We start from the raw sequence: 1,463 nt of genomic DNA, 5'->3' as shown, positions 1-1,463 counted from the left end.
TCGATGCGCACCGAAGCGTAAAATTTAAGCGCATTGCCGCCGGTCGTCGTCTCTGGTGTGCCGTAGCCCATCGCGCCGATCTTCATACGGATTTGGTTGATAAAGATCACCGTCGTATTCATCTTATGCACGACGCCGGCGAGCTTACGCAGCGCCTGGCTCATAAGTCGCGCCTGAAGCCCCACGTGCTGATCGCCCATGTCGCCCTCTATCTCGTTTTTCGGCGTGAGCGCGGCGACGCTATCTACGACGATAAGATCGATCGCACCGCTCTTTGCTAGGGTTTCTACGATGTCAAGCGCCTGCTCGCCGAAATCCGGCTGGCTGACGTAGAGATTGTCGGTATCAACGCCTAAATTTGAAGCGTATTTGACGTCCAGCGCGTGCTCGGCGTCTACGAATGCGCAAATTCCGCCCGCTTTTTGGCACTCGGCGATGATATGAAGCGTAAGCGTCGTTTTTCCCGAGCTCTCCGGCCCGTAAACCTCGATGATACGCCCCTTCGGCACGCCGCCGATGCCAAGCGCGATGTCAAGCCCCACAGAGCCCGTAGAGATGGCGTCTATCGGCTCGACCTGCTTATCGCCCAGCCGCACGAGCGTGCCCTTACCGAAAGCTTTGTCGATCGATTTTAGCGCCGCATCCAGCGTCTTTTTCTTTCCCTCGTCCATGTTTTTCCTTAAAAATAAATTCACCTGATTTTACCAAATTTGAAATGAATTTTTGATTATTCGCGCAAATTCGGCGTGGCATCGAAATTTGAAATTTTTAAGGAGCGCAAAAAATTCTGTACGATGAGCCTTAAAGCGTTAAATTTAGCCTTTTAAATGGGCTTGATTTTTCACGTTTTTCTTTATAAATTCCGCATTTTTATGAGGGCTGTAGCAAAATTTCACTATAATTTCGCAACATTTCAAAATCAGGCCGCGCGCGAAATTTAAAGCGGAGCAAAAAGGATAAAATTTGAAGATTTTTAAGCATATAAACGTCGCTCACTCGCCCGACGCCGACGATATTTTTATGTATAAGGCGATTGATTTTGGTTGGGTAAGCTCCAAAAATCTAAAATTTAGCGCGACGGCACTTGACATACAAAGCCTCAACGACGAGGCGCTAAAGGGCACTTACGAGGCCACGGCGATTAGCTTCGCGCTATATCCGCTCATTTGCGACGAATACGCGCTTTTGCGAACGGCAGTGAGCTTTGGCGAGGGCTACGGACCAAAGCTCGTCAAGAAAAAGGGCGCGGTTTTAAAACGAAATTTCAAGGTCGCGCTAAGCGGCAAACACACTACAAACGCCCTGCTTTTTCGCATGGCCTACCCGCAAGCGCGCATAGTTTATAAAAATTTTCTCGAGATCGAGGGTGCGGTCTTAAGCGGCGAGGTGGACGCAGGCGTGCTGATACACGAGAGCATTTTGGACTTTTCGGACGAGCTTTGCGTGGAGCGCGAGATCTGGGA

The 1,463-nt window shown here is 50.0% G+C and carries 2 protein-coding genes; one reads left to right on the top strand and one right to left on the bottom strand.

The features are described from left to right. Positions 1-671, bottom strand: a 671-nt coding sequence (recA, locus tag Q0369_RS07220) for a recombinase RecA (protein WP_298097956.1), incomplete at its 3' end; no start/stop codon positions are given. 292 nt (positions 672-963) lie between these two features. On the opposite strand from recA, the gene Q0369_RS07215 reads away from it, so the two are divergent. Then, the coding region (locus Q0369_RS07215; RefSeq protein WP_367178988.1) for an MqnA/MqnD/SBP family protein at positions 964-1,463 on the top strand (500 nt) is incomplete at its 3' end.

Source organism: uncultured Campylobacter sp. (genome assembly GCF_938030685.1).
GTDB lineage: Bacteria > Campylobacterota > Campylobacteria > Campylobacterales > Campylobacteraceae > Campylobacter_B.
Note: the sequence above shows the minus strand (reverse complement) of the source record. Positions and strands in the feature narration are given on the sequence as shown.